At 63.2% G+C, this 18,552-nt stretch carries 15 protein-coding genes; 4 read left to right on the top strand and 11 right to left on the bottom strand.

From position 1 onward, the window contains the following. Positions 1–21: 21 nt before the first annotated feature. The 3 genes from AC0ZZU_RS03940 to AC0ZZU_RS03950 all read right to left on the bottom strand — a co-directional run bounded on the left by AC0ZZU_RS03940 (position 22) and on the right by AC0ZZU_RS03950 (position 3,713). Positions 22–2,073 (bottom strand): putative bifunctional diguanylate cyclase/phosphodiesterase, encoded by a 2,052-nt coding sequence (locus AC0ZZU_RS03940; protein ID WP_476339256.1) that lies wholly within the window; start codon positions 2,071–2,073, stop codon positions 22–24. A gap of 252 nt (positions 2,074–2,325) precedes the next feature. Beyond that, positions 2,326–2,922, bottom strand: a complete 597-nt coding sequence (locus AC0ZZU_RS03945; protein ID WP_158459995.1) for a superoxide dismutase — start codon at positions 2,920–2,922, stop codon at positions 2,326–2,328. Between the two features lie 191 nt (positions 2,923–3,113). Further along, positions 3,114–3,713: a LysE/ArgO family amino acid transporter gene (locus AC0ZZU_RS03950; RefSeq protein ID WP_476339492.1), complete on the bottom strand. Its 600-nt coding sequence runs from the start codon at positions 3,711–3,713 to the stop codon at positions 3,114–3,116. Between the two features lie 96 nt (positions 3,714–3,809). Here AC0ZZU_RS03950 and AC0ZZU_RS03955 point away from each other — a divergent pair, with 96 nt between their 5' ends. The 4 genes from AC0ZZU_RS03955 (at position 3,810) to AC0ZZU_RS03970 (ending at position 7,894) form a co-directional block, all read left to right on the top strand. Further along, the gene (locus AC0ZZU_RS03955) at positions 3,810–4,700 is read left to right on the top strand and encodes a LysR family transcriptional regulator ArgP (protein ID WP_476339257.1); all 891 of its coding nucleotides are present in this window, start codon (positions 3,810–3,812) and stop codon (positions 4,698–4,700) included. A gap of 49 nt (positions 4,701–4,749) precedes the next feature. After that, a complete protein-coding gene (locus tag AC0ZZU_RS03960; protein WP_476339258.1) occupies positions 4,750–5,745 on the top strand; it encodes an NAD-dependent epimerase/dehydratase family protein in 996 nt (331 codons plus the stop codon). Between the two features lie 91 nt (positions 5,746–5,836). After that, positions 5,837–6,712, top strand: a complete 876-nt coding sequence (locus AC0ZZU_RS03965) for an ATPase (RefSeq protein ID WP_476339259.1) — start codon at positions 5,837–5,839, stop codon at positions 6,710–6,712. Positions 6,713–6,943: 231 nt separating this feature from the next. Continuing rightward, positions 6,944–7,894 (top strand): hypothetical protein, encoded by a 951-nt coding sequence (locus AC0ZZU_RS03970; protein ID WP_476339260.1) that lies wholly within the window; start codon positions 6,944–6,946, stop codon positions 7,892–7,894. A 635-nt stretch (positions 7,895–8,529) separates the two neighbouring features. On the opposite strand, the gene AC0ZZU_RS03975 is transcribed toward AC0ZZU_RS03970, so the two are convergent. The 8 genes from AC0ZZU_RS03975 to AC0ZZU_RS04010 form a co-directional block, all read right to left on the bottom strand. Beyond that, positions 8,530–9,498, bottom strand: coding sequence for a peptide ABC transporter ATP-binding protein (locus AC0ZZU_RS03975; RefSeq protein WP_476339261.1), 969 nt, complete (start codon positions 9,496–9,498; stop codon positions 8,530–8,532). Further along, positions 9,498–10,466, bottom strand: a complete 969-nt coding sequence (locus tag AC0ZZU_RS03980; protein WP_476339262.1) for an ABC transporter ATP-binding protein — start codon at positions 10,464–10,466, stop codon at positions 9,498–9,500. The genes AC0ZZU_RS03975 and AC0ZZU_RS03980 overlap by 1 nt, the downstream gene beginning before the upstream one ends. Before the next feature lie 10 nt (positions 10,467–10,476). After that, complete coding sequence (locus tag AC0ZZU_RS03985) at positions 10,477–11,403, bottom strand: ABC transporter permease subunit (RefSeq protein ID WP_158460003.1); 927 nt, start codon at positions 11,401–11,403, stop codon at positions 10,477–10,479. A gap of 9 nt (positions 11,404–11,412) precedes the next feature. After that, on the bottom strand, positions 11,413–12,423 hold the full coding sequence (locus tag AC0ZZU_RS03990; RefSeq protein ID WP_476339263.1) for an ABC transporter permease subunit: 1,011 nt from the start codon (positions 12,421–12,423) through the stop codon (positions 11,413–11,415). Positions 12,424–12,497: 74 nt separating this feature from the next. Continuing rightward, on the bottom strand, positions 12,498–14,093 hold the full coding sequence (locus AC0ZZU_RS03995) for an ABC transporter substrate-binding protein (protein WP_476339264.1): 1,596 nt from the start codon (positions 14,091–14,093) through the stop codon (positions 12,498–12,500). A 71-nt stretch (positions 14,094–14,164) separates the two neighbouring features. Beyond that, positions 14,165–15,544 carry an OprD family porin gene (locus AC0ZZU_RS04000; protein ID WP_476339265.1) on the bottom strand — a complete coding sequence of 460 codons (1,380 nt, stop codon included), beginning with the start codon at positions 15,542–15,544 and terminating at the stop codon, positions 14,165–14,167. A gap of 424 nt (positions 15,545–15,968) precedes the next feature. Continuing rightward, positions 15,969–17,594 (bottom strand): ABC transporter substrate-binding protein, encoded by a 1,626-nt coding sequence (locus AC0ZZU_RS04005; protein ID WP_476339266.1) that lies wholly within the window; start codon positions 17,592–17,594, stop codon positions 15,969–15,971. 219 nt (positions 17,595–17,813) lie between these two features. After that, on the bottom strand, positions 17,814–18,536 hold the full coding sequence (locus AC0ZZU_RS04010) for an SIMPL domain-containing protein (RefSeq protein WP_476339267.1): 723 nt from the start codon (positions 18,534–18,536) through the stop codon (positions 17,814–17,816). Positions 18,537–18,552: the final 16 nt, after the last annotated feature.

Below are 18,552 nucleotides of genomic sequence, written 5' to 3' on the forward strand. Positions count from 1 at the left end.
CGGTACTGCGCCGGCCAGGGGCTACAGCGCGGTAACTCGGTTGGGTTGCGCCTGTTTCAGAAAAGCGCTCAGCTCACGGGCTGGCAGCGGCTTGCTGTAGAGATAGCCCTGGCCCTCATGGCAGCCCTGGGCAATGATGTAGCTCTCCTGTTCGGCGGTCTCCACGCCCTCGGCGATCACCTGCATGCCAAGGCTCTTGCCCAGCTGGATGATGGCGCGAACGATGGTGGCGTCGTCATCGTCGTCGAGCAGGTCCTGGACAAAGCTCTTGTCGATCTTGATCTTGTCCAGCGGCAGCGACTTGAGGTAGCTGAGCGACGAATAGCCGGTGCCGAAATCGTCGATGGCGATCAGTGCCCCCGAGCGGCGCAGGCTGAGCAGGTGCTGGGAGGCGGTGCTGATGTCTTCCATCAGGCCGGTTTCGGTCACCTCCAGCTCCAGGCTGCGCGGCGGCAAGCGGTACACCTGCAGGAGATTGTTGACCACCCGCGGCAGTTCGCTGTGGTGCAGTTGCACTGTGGACAGGTTGACCGCCATGCGCAGTTCGCCAAAACCCTGGTCATGCCATTCGCGTAGCTGACGGCAGGCCTGGTCGAGAATCCACTCGCCAATGGCGATGATGCTGCCATTCTGCTCGGCCAGGGGGATGAACTGGTCCGGCGGAACCATGCCCAGCTGCGGATGCTGCCAGCGGAGCAGGGCTTCGACGCCGACCACGCGGTGATCCCGGTAGCTGATCTGCGGTTGGTACACCAGGTAAAGCTGGTTGCGCGGCAGTGCCTCGCGCAGGTCCTTTTCAAGCTCGCGGCGACGGCGCATCTCGCTGTCGACGCTGGCGATGTAGAACTGGTATCGGTTGCGCGAACGTGCCTTGGCCAAGGTCATGGTCTGCTCGGCTTTTTGCAGCAGCTTTTCTGTGCTGTCACCGTCTTCGGGGAACAGCGTGATACCGATGGTGGCGCGCAGGCGGATGACCTCATCGCCCAGTGCGAACGGCGCCTCCAGGTCGTCGAGGATGCTCTGGGCCAGTTCGGCCGCCTCGTAGGGCTGCTCGATATCGGCCTGCACCAGTGCGAATTGATCTCCACCCAGCCGGGCCAGGGCGCCGAGGCGGCCGCTGTGGGCACGCAGGCGGTCGGCCAGGGCGAGCAGCAACTGGTCGCCTGCCTGGTAGCTGAACTGCTCGTTGATACCCTTGAAATCATCGAGCCCGACACACAGCACCGCCACCCGGCGCTGCAGCCGGCCGCCATCGACGAGGATCTTGTCCAGCTGTTGCTGCAGCTGCTGGCGGTTGGGCAGGCCGGTCAGGAAGTCGTACTGGGCCATGCGTTGCAGGCTGTTCTCCGCCTCGTGGCGCAGGTGGGTGTTGCGGTCGATGGAGGCCAGCAGCTGGTTGGCAGTATCGACCCACAGGCCCAGTTCGTTTTTTTCGTGTCCCCTGATCAGCGGGATCTGGTGCTGGCTGGGGCGGTCGGGATTGATCTGCATCAGGTGCTCGATGATCTTCGACAGCGGCTTGGTCAGCAGCCAGTGATAGACCAGGTACAGCACCAGCCCCAGGGCCAGTGCGCGCAGCACGCCGGAGATGAAAATGATCACCGCGTTGAACAGGAACCCTTCGCCGTAGGCGGCGCTGTCGAGCGTAATGCTGAGGTCGCCGTAGTATTCGCTGTACGGACCGCGGCCTACCAGGTGGGTGCTGAAGCTGCGTTCCTGGCCAAGGATCAGGTCGGTAAGCCAGCGCGTGGTGGTTTCTTGCAGCGGACGGGATTTTTCGGCCAGCATGTTCTCGTTGGGATGTCCGATGGACGCCATGCGCACGGATCCGTCCTGGAACAATCCCTCCATCACCTGCATGCCCATCTCGCGGTCCAGGCTGTAGACCGCCTGGGTCGAGGGGTCGCGGAACATGTCGAGGATGCGCTGGGCGTCGCTGGCCACCGCATGGCGCGTCTTGTAGGCGTCGTAGACGATCTGCGCGCAGCTCAGAACAACGCCTACCGCCAATGCAGAAAGCAGCACCACCCTGAGCAACTTGACGGACAAGCTATGCCTGAATTCCAGCTTCAATGGGGTTTCCTTAATCCATGCGCATAGCGGCATTTTGCCTGCAACTTTTGCGGCACACTATCGACCCGGCCCGGCATCCTGGGCCGATCTCAGTGTACCGGTTAAGCAGCCTTGCGACTTGAACGCTGCAGCGATCTTTCCCAGCTCTTGATGTTAGCGCGCTATCGGCCCCGATCAAGGGGGTGAACGCGTGTTGCGGGCGAAAAAAAACCCGGCGAGGCCGGGTTTTTTCATGCAGCGCAGCGACCGGGGTCAGGCCTTGAAGGTCTTGCCTTCGAACTGCTCGGCAACGAACTGCCAGTTGACCAGGTTCCAGAACGCCTCGACGTACTTCGGGCGCACGTTACGGTAGTCGATGTAGTAGGCGTGTTCCCAGACGTCGCAGGTCAGCAGAGGGGTGTCGCCGCTGGTCAGCGGGTTGCCGGCGCCGATGGTGCTGGCCAGGGCCAGGGAACCATCGGCTTTCTTGACCAGCCAGCCCCAGCCGGAGCCGAAGGTGCCGACGGAAGTCTTGGTGAACTCTTCCTTGAACGTGTCGAACGAGCCGAAGGCTGCGTTGATCGCGTCGGCCAGGGCGCCCGACGGCTGGCCACCGGCGTTTGGCGCCAGGCAGTTCCAGTAGAAGGTGTGGTTCCAGACTTGAGCGGCGTTGTTGAAGATGCCACCCGAAGAGGTCTTGACGATCTCTTCCAGGGTCTTGCCTTCGAATTCGGTGCCTGGAATCAGGTTGTTCAGATTCACGACATAGGTGTTGTGGTGCTTGTCGTGGTGATACTCCAGAGTTTCCTTGGAGATGTGCGGCTGCAGGGCATCGTGGGCGTACGGCAGCGGCGGCAATTCAAAAGCCATGGTTATTCTCCTAATCAGGTCTGTTGCGGTTTGCGCAAGGCCGATCACGGGCGGCCGGTATGCGTCGGCGAGTTTGTACTCTTTGCGACGCAAGGGCCCGATCATAGCACCGGCCCCGGCGCATAACCACGCAACAAGTATAGGGATTAGAGGTTCCCGACCCCGTGCCGATCCCGGGACGGGTGAGCTTTTCAGCCTATGATCAGTTGCGCGGCAACCGCGAACATCATGACGGCCACCATCAGGTCGAGCAGCCGCCAGGTGCCCGGCCGTGCCAGCCAGGGGGCCAGCCAGGCCGCGCCGAGGGCCAGGGTGAAGAACCACAGCAGCGATGCGCTGGCGGCGCCGGCGACATAGGCGCCGGGCATGCTCTGCTGGGCGCCGAGCGAGCCGATCAGCAGCACGGTGTCCAGGTACACGTGCGGGTTGAGCAAGGTCACAGCCAGGGCGCTGAGCAATACTGCGCGGCGCGAGCGCACGCCCAGGCCTTCTTGCTGTTCCAGGGTCTGCCGCGAGCAGGCCCGGCGCAGCGCCTTGCTGGCGTACCATACAAGAAATACCGCGCCGCCCCAGCGGGCTACGGCCAGCAGCGTCGGGGTCTGCATCAGTACCGTGGCCAGGCCGAACACGCCGGCCGCCACCAGCAGCGCATCGCACAACACGCACAGCGCCGCCACCGGCAGGTGATGCTCGCGGCGCAGGCTTTGCGCCAGAACAAAGGCGTTCTGCGTACCAATGGCCATGATCAGGCCGAGGGCGACCAGCAGGCCGTTCACATAGCTTTGCCACATTTGGAGGTGCTCGATGCTGAAGAAGATGCTGGCCATTCTGGGCAATCGCGCTGTATAAGAAAAACCAATAACCCTGATCAGGCATTAGCAGAACTGATGTTCGACTACAAGTTGCTGGCCGCCCTCGCTGCCGTGATCGAGCAAGGCGGCTTCGAGCGCGCCGCGCAAGTGCTGGGGCTCTCGCAATCGGCAGTCTCCCAGCGCATCAAGCTGCTGGAAGCGCGGGTCGGCCAACCGGTGCTGGTACGCGCCACACCGCCCGGCCCGACCGATGTCGGACGCCAGTTGCTCAACCACGTGCAGCAGGTGCGGCTGCTCGAGCGGGACCTGCAGCAGCAGGTCCCGGCACTTGACGAAGGTGGCATGCCGGAGCGCCTGCGCATTGCCCTCAACGCCGACAGTCTTGCGACATGGTGGGCCGGGGCTGTAGGCCCTTTCTGCGCCGAGCAGCAGTTGTTGCTGGACCTGGTGGTCGAGGATCAGGACGTCGGCCTGCGGCGGATGCGGGCTGGCGAGGTGGCGGCCTGCCTGTGCAGCAGCGAGCGGCCCGTGGCCGGGGCGCGCAGCCTGCCGCTAGGGGCGATGCGCTACCGCGCCTTGGCCAGCCCGGCATTCATGCAGCGTTATTTTGCTGCCGGTCTCGACATCCAGCGCCTGCCGCGTACACCCGCGCTGGTGTACGGCCCCGACGACTTTCTGCAACACCGTTACCTGGCGTCCCTGGGGATCGAGGACGGCTTCCTGCACCACCTGTGTCCTTCTTCCGATGGATTTCTGCGCATGCTCGAAGCAAGCCTTGGCTGGGGCCTGGTGCCGGAACTGCAGGCAAGTGAACAGCTGGCCAGCGGGCAACTGGTGGAAATCCAGGCCGATACCCCCATTGATGTGCCCCTGTACTGGCATCATTGGCGTACGGGCGGGCAGCTGCTCGGCCAACTGACCGAGCACTTGCGGCGCACCGCAGAGCGGTGGCTGGTGCCCTTGTAGGCGCAGGCAGCGTCAATGGCATCTGTAATCTTGCAAGGTGGAGTCTTACATGCGAATTCTGGTCACCGGCGCGAGCGGCTTCATCGGCGGGCGCTTTGCGCGTTTCGCCCTGGAGCAGGGGCTGGAGGTGCGGGTCAATGGCCGGCGTGCCGAGGGCGTCGAACATCTGGTACGGCGCGGCGCGCAATTCATGCCAGGTGACCTGGTCGACCCGGAGCTTGCGCACCGTGTCTGCCACGGGGTTGACGCCGTGGTGCACTGCGCCGGCGCCGTGGGCAGCTGGGGGCGCTATCAGGACTTCTACCAAGGCAACGTGGTGGTGACCGAAAACGTCGTCGAGGCCTGCCTCAAGCAGCAGGTACGTCGCCTGGTGCACCTGTCATCGCCATCGATCTACTTCAATGGCCGTTCACGCGTGGATATCCGTGAAGACCAGATCCCGCGGCGTTTCCACGACCACTACGGGGCCACGAAGCACCTGGCGGAGCAAAAAGTCTTCGGTGCCCAGGAGTTCGGCCTCGAAGTGCTGGCCCTGCGGCCGCGCTTCGTCACTGGCGCAGGTGATTCGAGCATTTTCCCGCGCCTGCTGCAGATGCAGCGCAAGCACCGCCTGGCGATCATCGGCAACGGCCTGAACAAGGTCGATTTCACCAGCGTGCACAACCTCAACGATGCGCTGCTGAACGCCTTGTTCGCCGACGAGCAGGCGCTCGGCCAGGCGTACAACATCAGCAACGGCCAGCCGCTTCCGTTGTGGGATGTGGTGAACTACGTGATGCGCCAGATGCATCTGCCGCAGGTCACGCGGTATCGCTCCTATGGCCTGGCCTACAGTGCCGCCGCGCTCAACGAGGCGGCCTGCATGCTGTGGCCTGGCCGGCCGCAGCCTACCCTGTCGCGCCTGGGCATGCAGGTGATGAGCAAGGACTTTACCCTCGACATTACCCGCGCGCGCCAGCAACTGGACTACCGCCCACGGGTCAGCCTGTGGACGGCACTGGACGAATTCTGCGCCTGGTGGAAAGGCCAGCCGGTTGCCTACTGAACCGGCGCGTGTGCGATCATCCATGAGATCGCCTCACGGGCGGTTTATACTGGTGCCTCTTTGCTATTACTCCTTTGGTTGAAAGCTCCCCATGCGTAACAATGCCCGAGAAGATCATTACGACGTGCCGACCCTGCACGCCGGCACCCGTGACGACGACGAACTCCTGCCGGCGCATATTGCGCGCAGCCGCGAGAAGGCAGCCCGGCCCGCCTCCACGGCGCCGCTGTGGGCTTTGCTGTGCGCTTCGTTCATTGCTCTCGCAGGCCTTGGCTGGTGGAGCTTCCAGCAGATCTCGCTGATGGAGCAGCAACTCGTTGCTACCCAGGAAAGCTTCGCGCGCATCAGCGAAGAAGCCGCCGGGCGCCTGCAAGCGATCAGCGGCAAGGTCGCCGCCAGCGAAACCACTGTTTCCAGCGAAAGCGAAGCGTTGAAATTGCAGATTCGCCAGTTGCAGGCCGGCCTGACAGAGCAGGGCACCCAGCAGCAAGGCGTGGCCGGTCAGGCCCAGGACCTGGGCAAGCGGCTGGAGGAGGCATTGAAGCAAGTCAACGAGCAACAGCAGGCCAGTCTGGCGCAACACCAGGCCAACGAAGCTCGCCAGCAAGCCAGCGTTGAACAGCTGGCCCAGCTGCAGGCGCAGCTATCGGCCGTGAATACCGAGCTCGCTGCCTTGAAAGCCGGCCAGGTGGATGGCGGCAAGATCGATACGCAGCTCAAGAGTCTCGGCGGTGATATCGCTGCATTGAAGAAGCAAGGCAATCCGAGTACCGCGATCCAGAGCCTGGAGCAGGATGTCCTGGTGCTCAAGAGCCAGATCGACAACCGCCCCGCGCCCGCCGCCGCAGCCGCCAGCGGCGCCACGGTGCAGGAGTTCGACGCGTTCCGGGGCCAGGTGACGCGGAACATCAGCACCTTGCAGAGCCAGATCCAGAATTTGCAGAAACAGATCAATACTCGGCCATGAAGGCGCAGGTGCAGTCTTGAGGAGTGCCGTGGCAGGCGCAATGCTGGCAGCAGAACGTTGCAGAAGACCATGGTCGACAAGGCCTTATCTGGCATTTTGCACGGTCCTAGGAAAGGTCTTGAAGCTAACTCATTGATTTTCCAAGAAGTCATGAATTGACACACTTGGCACACCCGCTGCACCAGTCGTTAGGCGAATGGACTTGTTGCCCACCAAAAAAGGCGCCTAACGATGATCACCTCTGCCGAATACTCATCCGCCGTCTCGGACGGCCCAAATCGCTCAGGAGTCTCCTGGGCGGCCATCTTTGCAGGTGCCGCTGCTGCGGCTGCGTTGTCGCTGATCCTAGTGATACTCGGTGCGGGACTGGGCTTTGCAGCCACCTCGCCTTGGGCTCATGAAGGCGCCAGTGCCAAGGCGCTCGGTATTTCCACCATTGTATGGTTGCTGGTCACGCAGATCCTGGCCTCAGGCCTGGGCGGCTATGTTGCAGGCCGCCTGCGGGTGAAATGGGCCAATCTGCATGGTGATGAAGTCTACTTCCGTGATACGGCCCATGGTTTCCTGTCCTGGGCGGTGGCAACCCTGGTTGCTGCCATGCTGATCGCAGGGACCCTCGGTAACGTAGTGGGTGCCGGCGCCCAAGCCGGTGCCAGTGTTGTTTCGGGTGTTGCCAGCGGTGCTGGCATGGCGGCTGGTGGTGCTGCGGCCGATTCGAAGGGTGGCGATCCGATGGGGTATTTCGTTGATACGCTGTTCCGCGCCGACGGTCCTGCCGCAGTCAGCGAAGACGCTGCCAATGGTGTTGCAGGCCGCATCCTGACCAAGACCCTGGCTGGCGACGGTACGCTGACTGCCGAAGACCGCACCTATCTGGCGCAGCTGGTTGCCCAGCGTACCCGCCTGACCCAGGCCGAAGCCGAAGCCCGCGTCGACCAGGTCTACGCTCAGGCACGCCAAGCGGCTGAAGATGCCAAGGTTGCCGCGCAGAAAGCAGCTGACGCCGCTGCCTCCGCTGCTGCCTGGACCGCGATCTGGACCTTCATCGCGCTGCTGTGCGGTGCCTTCTTCGCCAGCCTTGCCGCACTGTTTGGTGGCCGCCAGCGTGACCAGGCCCGTTGGTTGGATGATGGTGATGCCACGCGCCGCACCAACTATGTCGGTACCACGCCGGTCCGTTAACGTTTTTGACATTGCCTGAAGGACAAGGAGAAATACTATGCGCTCACTCTTGCTTTGGTTCCTCGGAATCCCGATCCCGTTGATCATCCTGATCGCGATCTTCATGCACTGATCCGCTGCGCTCCATGAGAAAAGCCGTCATCCTGGGATGACGGCTTTTTTTTTCCGGAATTCTGTCCTGGCCCACGAGGCGTGCGCTTGGGGCCTTGTGGCGCCCATGAGATCGAGCGCCGCCCGCGCGGCGCATCGCGGGACAAGCCCGCTCCCACAATTTGTTGCAACGTGCCAGGGCCTGTGGGATTTGGGTTGTCAGCCTTGGTGCATGGCAGAAAAGTGGTGGGAGGCTGGTGTGCTCACTCCAGGTTCCTCGCCGTACCAACAAGGCTAAGAGTCCAGTCTGTCAGGCCATGGCACGTTGCAACAAATGTGGGAGCGGGCTTGTCCCGCGATGCGCCGCGCGGGCGGCGCTCGATCTCAGCGGCGCCACAAGGCCCCAAGCGCACGCCCCGCGATGCGCCGCGCGGGCGGCGCTCGATCTCAGCGGCGCCACAAGTCCCCAAGCGCACGCCCCGCGATGCGCCGCGCACGCGGCGCTCGATCTCAAGGGCGCCACAACGCCCGAAGCGCACATTTCTCTACAGAAACTGCTCCGCATAGTGACAAGCCACCTGCCGCGTCTCTACCGCCCGGAACGCCGGCACTTCCACCGCGCAACGCTCCGTGGCATACGGGCACCGCTTGTGAAACGCGCATCCATCCGGCGGATTCAGCGGATTCGGCAGCTCGCCCACGATGCGGATCTTCGGCTTCGACGGATCCGGATGAATCGCCGGTGTCGCCGACAGCAATGCCTGTGTATACGGATGCAGGGGCCTGGCGTAGATATCTTCCTTGGGCCCCATCTCCGCCGGGCGTCCGAGGTACATCACCAGCACGGTATCCGCCACATGCCGTACCACCGCAAGGTTGTGGGAAATGAACACGTAGGCAGTGCCGAACTCTTTCTGCAAATCCATGAACAGGTTCAATACCTGGGCCTGGATCGAGACGTCGAGCGCGGAGGTAGGCTCATCCGCCACGAGCACCTTGGGCTGCAGCATCATGGCGCGGGCAAGGGCGATGCGTTGGCGCTGGCCGCCGGAGAACATGTGCGGATAACGCTGGTAGTGCTCGGGCCGCAGACCTACCTGCTGCATCATGGCCTGGACTTTTTCGCGGCGCTCGGCCTTGCTCAAGCGGGTATTGATGAGCAACGGCTCGGCCAGTTGGTCACCGATCTTCTGGCGTGGATTGAGGGAGGCGTAAGGGCTCTGGAAGACCATCTGCACATCGCGGCGCAATTGCTTGCGCTGTTGCTTGCTGGCGCCTGCCACCTCTTGGCCTGCGATCTGCAACGAGCCCGACGAGGGCTCTTCGATCAGGGTCAGGGCGCGGGCGAGAGTGGATTTGCCGCAGCCGGATTCGCCGACCACGGCCAGCGTCTTGCCGGCCTCCAGCTCGAAGGATACGCCATTGAGCGCGCGCACCAGTGCATGCCCCTTGAACAGGCCGCGGGAAACTTCATAGTGCCGGGTGAGTTCGCGGGCGGTCAGTACGACAGTCATCACGCCACCTCCTGATTCAGCGGATAGAAACAGCGCGCCAGGCTGTGGGCCTTGGGATCAAGGGCGGGACGTTCCTGGCGGCAGTTGTCGCGCACGTAGGGACAGCGCGGCGAGAGCAGGCACCCGACCGGCCGGTCGTAGCGGCCAGGGACGATGCCGGGCAAGGTCGCGAGCCGGTCGGCGCCGATGCTGTGCTCGGGGATCGCCGCCAGCAGGGCTTCGCTGTAGGGGTGCGCCGGAACGTCGAACAGTTCCGGCACCTGGCCGACTTCAACCGCCTGGCCTGCGTACATCACGCACACCCGCTTGGCGGTCTCGGCGACCACGGCAAGATCGTGGGTAATCAGGATCAGGGCCATGTCCTGCTCTTTCTGCAGGTGGACCAGCAGTTCCATGATCTGCGCCTGGATGGTGACGTCCAGCGCGGTAGTGGGTTCGTCGGCGATCAGCAGCCGGGGCTCGCCGGCAATGGCCATGGCGATCGCCACGCGCTGGCTCATGCCGCCGGAGAGCTGGTGCGGGTAGGCATCGAGGCGGCTTTCAGGGGCAGGGATCTCGACCTTCTTGAGCAGCTCCAGGGCGCGCTGGCGCGCGGCCTTGCCCTTGAGGCCCAGGTGCTGGCGGAGAACTTCCTCGATCTGGTACCCCACGGTGTAGCTCGGGTTGAGCGCGGTCATCGGGTCCTGGAAGACCATGGCGATGTCCTTGCCGACCACCTTGCGCCGTTGTCGGGCGCTGAGCTTGAGCATGTCGGTGCCAGCAAAGCGCAAGGTATCGGCGGTGATGCGGCCGGGGGCTTCGATCAGGCCCATCACGGCCATCATGGTCACCGACTTGCCCGAGCCGGACTCGCCAACGATCGCCAGGATCTCGCCAGCGTCCACCGCCAGGTCCAGGCCATCGACCACGGGCACCGCATTGGCGTCGCCAAAGCGCACGTTCAGGTTGTTTATCTGCAACAGTGACATGGCATGTTCCTCAGGCGGCGTTCTTGAGTTTGGGGTCAAGTGCGTCGCGCAGCCCGTCGCCCATCAGGTTGATTGCCAGCACGCTGAGCAGAATCGTCAGGCCGGGCAGGCTCACTACCCACCAGGCCCGCTCGATGTAGTCGCGGGCCGAGGCCAGCATGGTGCCCCATTCGGGCGTCGGCGGTTGCACGCCCAGGCCCAGGAAGCCCAGGGCGGCGGCATCGAGGATCGCGGAAGAGAAACTCAAGGTGGCCTGCACGATCAGTGGCGCCATGCAGTTGGGCAGCACGGTGATGAACATCAGCCGCGGCAGGCTGGCACCCGCGAGGCGGGCGGCGGTGACATAGTCGCGGTTGAGCTCGCCCATGACTGCGGCGCGGGTCAGGCGCACATAGGAGGGCAGGGAGACGATGGCAATGGCGATCACGGTGTTGATCAGGCCAGGGCCAAGGATGGCGACGATGGCCACGGCCAGCAGCAGCGAAGGCAGGGCCAGCATCACGTCCATCAGGCGCATGATCGACGGGCCGAGAAAGCGCGGGAAGAAACCGGCCAGCAAGCCCAGCATCACCCCGGGGATCAGCGAGATCACCACCGACGACAGGCCGATCAGCAGCGACAGCCGCGCGCCCTGTATCAGCCGCGATAGCAGGTCGCGGCCCAGTTCGTCGGTGCCCAGGATGTACTGCCAGGTGCCTCCTTCGAGCCAGACCGGCGGGGTCAGCAGGAAGTCACGGTACTGCTCGCTCGGGTCGTGGGGTGCCACCCAGGGGGCGAACAGCGCGCAGAAGACGATCAGGCACATGAAGGCAAGGCCGGCCACCGCGCCCTTGTTGCGCGAGAATGCGTGCCAGAACTCCTTGTAAGGGGAGGGGTACAGCAGGCTCTGGTCGACGGGCGCGGCCGGGATCACGGTTTTTGCAAATGGGGTAGTCATGGCGGGGCCTCAGCGCTGGTGACGGATGCGTGGGTTGGCCAGGCCGTAGAGGATGTCCACGACGAAGTTGACCAGGATCACCAGGCAGGCAATCAACAGGATGCCGTTCTGTACCACGGGGTAGTCGCGGGCGCCGATGGCTTCGATCAGCCATTTGCCGATGCCCGGCCAGGAAAAGATGGTCTCGGTGAGCACAGCCCCGGCCAGCAGCGTGCCGACCTGCAGGCCAAACACCGTCAGCACCGGGATCAGCGCGTTGCGCAGGCCATGCACGAACACCACGCGGGCGGGCGACAGGCCCTTGGCGCGGGCGGTGCGGATGTAGTCCTCGCGCAGCACCTCGAGCATCGATGAGCGGGTCATGCGGGCGATCACCGCCAGCGGGATGGTGCCCAGCACGATCGCGGGCAGGATCAGGTGCATCACGGCATCCTTGAAAGCGCCTTCTTCATCGCTGAGCAGGGTGTCGATCAGCATGAAACCGGTTTTCGGCTCGATGTCGTAGAGCAGGTCGATCCTTCCCGAGACCGGCGTCCAGCCCAGGCTGACGGAGAAGAACATGATCAGGATCAGGCCCCACCAGAAGATCGGCATCGAATAGCCGGCAAGCGATATACCCATCACCCCGTGGTCAAACAGCGAGCCCCGCTTGAGGGCGGCGATCACCCCGGCCAGCAGGCCGACCACGCCGGCAAACAGCAGCGCGGACAGCGCCAGCTCCAGGGTTGCCGGGAACAGCACGAGAAACTCGTTCCACACGCTTTCGCGGGTGCGCAGCGATTCACCCAGGTCGCCCTGGACGAGCTTGCCGACATAATCCAGGTACTGCTCTGGCAGGGGCTTGTTCAGGCCGAGGCGCTCCATGGCCTGGGCGTGCATCTCGGGGTCGACCCTGCGCTCGCCCATCATCACTTCCACCGGGTCGCCCGGGATCAGGCGTATGAGCGCAAAGGTCAGCAGGGTGATGCCGAAAAACGTCGGGATCAGCAACCCCAGGCGCCGGGCAATAAAACTGAACATCGTCGGGTGTACCTCATCAGCGGCCGGTCAAGGCAATACCGCCAGCCCGGATAGGGCTGGCGATCGTTCTTGTTCTACTTCACCTGGGTAGTGGCGAAGTTGTTATTGAGCAGAGGGTTGATGTGATAACCCTCCACGTTCGCGCGCATGGCCGTGAACGTCTTCGGATGGGCCATGCTGATCCACGGCCGCTCGTCATCGTACACCGCCAGCGCCTCGACATAGAGCCTGGCGCGTTGATCATCGCCACTCACCTGGCGCGCCTCGGTGATCAACGCCTGGAACTTAGGGTTGCACCAGCGCGCATAGTTCTCGCCACTTTTGACGGCATCGCAGCTGAGCAGCGGGCTGAGGAAATTGTCCGGGTCGCCGTTGTCGCTGGCCCAGCCGGTGGCGACCATGTCGGCTTCGCCGTTTTTCGCACGGCGCAGCATCTCGGCCCATTCCATGACCCGTACTTCCAGCGTGATGCCGACCTGGCGCAGGTCGGCCTGGAACATCTCGGCGCTCAGGCGCGGATTGGGGTTGCTCCCGCCACCGCCATTGCGGGTGAACAGGGTCAGCACGGTGCCCTGGGGCACGCCGGCCTCCTTGAGCATGGCGCGGGCCTTGTCCAGGTCGCGGGGCGGGTTCCTGTTATCGGTATTGAAACCCAACATGCTCGGTGGATAAGGATTGACCCCCACCATCGCGTTGCCTTTGCCGAACAACTGGTCGACATGGCTCTGGCGGTCGAACGCCATGTTGATCGCCCTGCGCACCCGCACGTCGCTCATGTACGGGCGCTGGGTGTTCATGGCGATATAGCCGGTGAACAAGCCTTCGATCTCGGCGACCTTGAGCGTGGGGTCGGCCTTGATCGCGGGCACATCATCGGGCTTGGGATACAGCGCGACCTGGCACTCGTTGGCGCGCAGCTTTTGCAGGCGCACGTTGCTGTCGGTGGCAATGGCGAAGATCAGCGCATCGGCGGGTGGCTTGCCCCTGAAGTAGTCGGGGTTAGGCTTGAAGCGGACCTGGGCGTCCTTGTTGTAGCGCTGGAAGATGAACGGCCCGGTGCCGATCGGCTTGCTGTTGAGATTCTGGGTCTTGCCGGACTTGAGCAGCTGGTCGCCATATTCGGCCGAGTAGATCGACGTGAAGCCCATGGCAAGGTCCCGCAGGAACGGCGCTTCGCGGTGGTTGAGGGTGAAGACCACGGTGTGCTCGTCCTGCTTCTCGACCGACTTGAGGAGGGCGCTGAAGCTCATGCTTTCGAAGTAGGGAAAGCCGACGCTGGTCTTGTCGTGCCATGGGTGGTTGCGGTCGAGCTGGCGCTGGAAGCTCCAGATCACGTCGTCGGCGTTCATCTCGCGGGTCGGCGCGAAGTAGTCGGTGTGGTGGAATTTCACGCCCTGGCGCAAGTGGAAGGTGTACGTCAGGCCGTCCGGGCTGATCTCCCAGCGTTCTGCCAGGGCCGGCTGGATTTCGGTGGTGCCCGGCCTGAAGTCGACCAGGCGGTTGAACAGGGTCTCGGCCGCGGCATCGGCGGTCACCGCAGTGGTGTACTGGACGATGTCGAAGCCCTCGGGGCTGGCCTCGGTGCAGACCACCAGCGGCTTGGCCACGATGCCTGTGGCGGGGGCCAATATCAGGGCAGCCAAGGCAACCCGTAGCGATAGCGCTTTCATGGAATCTCCCGGTGCTCGGTTATTCAGCTTAGACGCCACGGCCCGCGAGGGCAGGCCATGACGCGGCGCAGTCAGAGGATGTTGAAAGGAAGGGTGGTGACGATACGCAGCTCGTCGAGGTTGCCGTCGGCCTGGCCCTTGCTTGCCCGGTGGGCGGTGTAAGTGGCGCGGATGCTGCTGTTCTTCAGCGGGCCATCCTGCATCACGTACGTGGTGCCCGCGCTCCACTCGTAGTGGGTCTCGCCGTCCATGCCGGCCAGGTCGTAACCGCTACCCTTGTAGTGGGTGCCGTCGATACCCCAGCCACGCGCGTTGTACAGGTTGAACGTGAGGCCGGGAACCCCGTAAGGCGCCATGTCCAGTACGTAGGCAATCTGCAGGGACTTCTCATTGGGGCCGTTGTAATCCGAAAACAGTGAATTGGCCAGGAAGATGCCGTTGGTTTCGTGCAGGTAGTCGAAGTACTCGTTGCCATCGACCTCCTGGTACGCGACGGTCAGCGAGTGCGCCTGGTGCCGCAGGCCTAGCGACAGGCTGTAGGTCTCGTTGTCGATCGCGCCGAGCTTGCTGCGGCCTTCGTCCCGGGTCTTGTAGTAATTGAGACCGGTAGTGAGGCTCAGCACCGCGCTGTCGCCCAGTTCATGGGTCGCGCCGAAATAGTACTGGTTCCAGAAGTCGTCGACTTTGGCGGCGTAGAGGCTGGTGGTCAGGCTCTTCAGCGGCTGGTAGTTGATGCCGAAGGTGCTCGCGCGGTCGGTTTCCTGGCCTGCGGCGCCATACTCGGAGCGAAACTTGCTCAGGCTCTGCTCGGTACGCGGCGATACCCGGTCGAAGCTGCCCAGGTCTAACGACAGGTTGTCGAACTCGGCGCTGTGCAGGCTGACGCCCTGGAAGCTGGAAGGCAGGGCCCGGTTGCCGATCGAGGCGATCATCGGCGTATCCATGGCCTGGCGGCCGGCGCTGAGGGTGGTGTTGCCAATCCGTGCCTGCAGGTTGGCAAGGCCCAGCTTGCTCCACTGGCCGACGACATCGCCATCGCCGTGGGTGAGGGTGCGGTTGTTCGGCCCTGCCACGGTCGAGCGCCCCTGCTCCAGCGCGATGGCGTTGTAGGCGGCGGCCTGGAGGGCAAAGCCTACGGAGCCTTGGGTAAAGCCTGAGCTGTAGTCGAGTATGGTGCCCTGCACCCAGTTCTCACGACGCCGTGTGTCGTGGCGGTTGCCGTCGCTCTTGTAGTAGCCGAAGCGGGTGTCACGTGTCCCTTTTTCATGGGAGTACCAGTTGCGGGTAGTGCCCGCCAGGCTCTGGCCCTCGATCAGCCCCTCGGCGTCGCCCTGGGCGCTGGTGGAGACGGGCGTCAGGGGGTAGAAGTCCTGGCTGGCCAGATCAGCCTCGGCCGGGGCGGACATTGCGCCAAGGGTCAGTGCCAGTGCGGTGCTGGTGAATACTCTCATCGTGAAGCTCCCTTTCTTTTTTTAGTTATCGCCGGCTTCAGGGCCGGGCCTGGTGCGGTTGAATCGGGTTGCAAACGTTTGCCAATGTGATTGCAAGTAAATCGGGCCGCACGAGGCCGAGGAGTGGAGTTCACTTCCAGACTTCCATCGGGTGGGGGGTATCAGTGCCGACAGCGTGCAAACCCGTGGTACAGGTCTCCTCTTCCGCGTTCGTGTGGATTTATCGCACACTGTCAGTCGAACCGCGCTGACAGTGCATGCGTGAACCATACGAGCGGCGGGCACATGCCGGAAGGTACGTTTGCCTTAGATCGTGTAGGACGTTTCCTGTAGACAGGTAGGAGGTTTCCGCGCTGCCTACAGGACGCCCAAGTGAGAACTACAACCCTATGTGAACATCAGGCATGGAGGCGCAGAGCACGGCTCATTTGCTGACGCTGACCCCGTAGAACGAGTTGAGCCCGAATGGGCTGATCTTGAAGTCATGCACCGTTTTGCTCATCGGCTGATAGACCGTGGAATGGGCGATGGGGGTCATCGGCACCTGGTCCTTGAGGATGTGTTGCGCCTGTTTATACAGCTCGGTGCGTTTGGCCTGGTCGGGGGTGGCCTTGGCTTGCTTGATCAGGTCGTCGAAAGGCTTGTAGCACCACTTGGAGAAGTTGTTGCCCGACACCGCGTCACAGCCGAAGAGCGTGCCGAGCCAGTTGTCCGGGTCACCGTTGTCGCCACTCCAGCCGATCAGCATGGCGCCGTTCTCGCCGCCCTTGGAGCGCTTGATGTACTCACCCCATTCGTAGCTGACAATCTTGGCCTTGATGCCGATCTTTGCCCAGTCCGATTGCAGCATCTCGGCCATCAGCTTGGCATTGGGGTTGTAGGGGCGTTGCACGGGCATGGCCCACAGGGTGATTTCGGTGCCTTCCTGGACGCCGGCTTCCTTGAGCAGGGCCTTGGCTTTTTCGGGGTCGAACGCAGCGTCCTTGATGGTGGTGTCGTAGGACCACTGAGTCGGCGGCATGGCGTTGACCGCCAGCTGGCCCGCGCCCTGATAGACCGACTGGATGATCTGCTGCTTGTTCACCGCCATGTCCAGCGCCTGCCGGACCTTGAGCTGGGCCATGGGATTGGGCTGGTCGCTGCCCTTGATCTTGTCCATCACGTTGTAGGCGATGTAGCCGAGGTTGAAACCGGCCTGATCGGGCATGTTCAGCTTGGGGTCTTTCTTCAACGGCTCGATGTCGGCCGGCCGCGGGAACAGCGTGACCTGGCACTCGTTCTTCTTCAGCTTCTGCATGCGCACCGAAGCATCGGTGGTGATGGCGAAGATCAGGTTGTCGATCTTCACGTCATCCGGTTGCCAGTAGTCCTTGTTGCCCTTGAAGCGGATCTGCGCGTCTTTCTGGTACTTGCTGAACACGAACGGGCCCGTGCCGATCGGCTTCTGATTGATGTCGGCGGGCTTGCCCTGCTTGAGCAACTGCTCGGCATATTCGGCGGACTGGATCGAGGCAAAGCTCATGGCCAGGTTCTGGATGAACGCCGCGTCGACGCCGTTGAGCGTGAACTTGACCGTGTGCTCGTCGACCTTCTCGATCCTGGCGATGTTCTTGTCCATGCCCATGTCGGTGAAATACGGGAACTCGGTGGGGTAGGCCTTGCGGAACGGCATGTCCTTGTCGAGCATGCGGTTGAAGGTGAACAGCACATCGTCGGCGTTGAACGCGCGGGTCGGCTTGAAGAAGTCGGTGGTATGGAACTTGACCCCCTCGCGCAGGTGGAAGGTGTAGGTCAGGCCATCGTCGGACACATCCCAGGAGGTGGCAAGGCCAGGGATGACGGCGGTGCCGCCGCGCTCGAACTGGCTCAGGCGGTTGAAGACTGTCTCGGCTGAGGCGTCGAAGTCGGTTCCGGTGGTGTACTGCCCGGGGTCGAAGCCTGCAGGACTGCCTTCGGAGCAGAACACCAGGTTGGACGCGGCGAGGGCGCCAGGGGCGCTGGCGAGCAAGCCTGCACCGACCAGGAACGGAATGACTGCATGTTTGAGCATGGTGGCCTCATTGTTGTCATTTTTGGGTGAGGCCGGCCTCGTGGGCCGACCTTCCGAACTTATGCAGAGGCTGTTGCCAATGCAACACTCGGAAGGATAGCTGGCGTCAAGAATGTGGTACTGGCGTACCTGAATGTCGCATGGATGTAATTTTAGGCGAGGTTTAACGTTTGCGGACCGAAAATGGCCGCGATCCTACACAGGATCGCGGCCGGGTGTTCATGGCATCTGGACTTCGATCATCCCGTCGGCGCTCATGCTGACCTCGGTGGTGCCTGCCTCGACGTCCGGCGACGGCGCGGCCTCGGCGGCACTGTCGGCCTTCATCATCATTGGCGCGGCGCGCATGTAAGGGCGCGGATACCCGGTGCTGTTGAGGTTGAGGTTGACCACCTTGTAGCCGTTGCCGCCCATGGCCTGCGTCGCCAGTTGCGCGCGTGCCTTGAAGGCATCGACCGCTTCCTTGAGCAGGGCATCCTCGCTGGTCTTGCGCGTGGCGGGGGCGATGGAGAAGTCCATGCCGCCCATCTTCAGGTCCTGCAGCAAGTCGCCGGTAAGCTTGGACAAGCCCGGGAAATCGGCGCTTTCCAGGCGCAGCTCGGCGCGTTCGCGCCAGCCGGTGATCCTCTGGCCCTTGTTGTCGTAGATCGGATAGCTGTTGCGGCTGCCTTGGCTGATCTTCACGTCCTTGACCTGCCGGGCCTGCTGCACGGCCTTGTTCATGGTTTCGGTGATCTGCTTGGCGAGTGCGGCCGGGTCGTTGTTCTGTGCTTCGCTGTACAGGGTCACGACCATCAGGTCGCGCGCCACTTCCTTGCTCACTTCGGCACGCAGCGACACCTGGTTGTAATAGCGCGGCTCGTCAGCCGCCAGTGCCGAGACGCTGCTGGCCAGCAGGCCACATGAGAGCAGCAGGGCAGCGCTGCGACGGGGGATGTGCATGTGTGACTCCTTGGCA

This window comes from Pseudomonas sp. JE3303 (assembly GCF_056312565.1).